At 33.2% G+C, this 627-nt stretch carries 2 protein-coding genes; one reads left to right on the top strand and one right to left on the bottom strand.

Annotated elements, in window-relative coordinates; translation table 11 throughout:
• Positions 1-82 precede the first annotated feature (82 nt).
• Positions 83-268, bottom strand: a complete 186-nt coding sequence (locus TDIS_RS10730; protein ID WP_068671231.1) for a hypothetical protein — start codon at positions 266-268, stop codon at positions 83-85.
• 122 nt (positions 269-390) lie between these two features.
• Here TDIS_RS10730 and TDIS_RS11340 point away from each other — a divergent pair.
• On the top strand, positions 391-627 hold a 237-nt coding region (locus tag TDIS_RS11340), incomplete at its 3' end, for a DUF6364 family protein (protein WP_068671873.1).

Genomic DNA, 627 nt, shown 5'->3' with positions numbered 1-627 from the left:
GAAAGTGAGTTGAGTATGCTGTTTCTTATACATGCTCAACTCCTTTAGTTTTTAAGTGAGTTTATTATGAGAAATAAAATTGTCAATCTGATTTTGCAAAGGTCTCAATATAATAAGCAGAATCGTCTTCTCCGGAATCTCCTCTTTTAATTGCATATATTTCCCGTTCTATGAGAAATTTCTGCTTCGGAGAGAGATTGTAAGAAGACAATAATTTTTTCAGTTCTTTAATATCTCTTTCTCTTGAATCACGATCTTTTATGATCATATTTGATTATCTCTACAACCAAATTATGTAATTTTTTTCTCATTTTCGAAATACGAATCTAATATCTTGCTGATATGTATGACCTGTAAGCGTAAAAATATCCGTCTTGGAGGGAAAAAACCGTGAACACTAAATTGACTTTGCGTCTTGACGATAAATTGATCAAAAAGGCCAAAATTTATTCAGCTAAGAGGGGAAAATCGGTCTCTGCGTTAGTGGCCGATTTTTTCTCTCTGCTCTGCGTAGAAGAAAAGCCCGAAACAAAAAGTCTTCCTCCTAAGGTAGCTTCTTTGAGAGGAATTTTGAAAGGTAAAAAAATTAAGGAAGAAGATTATAAGAAATACCTCGAAAAGAGATAT

It is taken from the genome of Thermosulfurimonas dismutans (assembly GCF_001652585.1).
GTDB classification, from domain to species: domain Bacteria; phylum Desulfobacterota; class Thermodesulfobacteria; order Thermodesulfobacteriales; family Thermodesulfobacteriaceae; genus Thermosulfurimonas; species Thermosulfurimonas dismutans.
Note: the sequence above shows the minus strand (reverse complement) of the source record. Positions and strands in the feature narration are given on the sequence as shown.

What these genes read in the sequence shown, in the direction of transcription:
- TDIS_RS10730 (WP_068671231.1), bottom strand. Translation starts at nt 268, where the DNA reads ATGATCATAAAAGATCGTGATTCAAGAGAAAGAGATATTAAAGAACTG.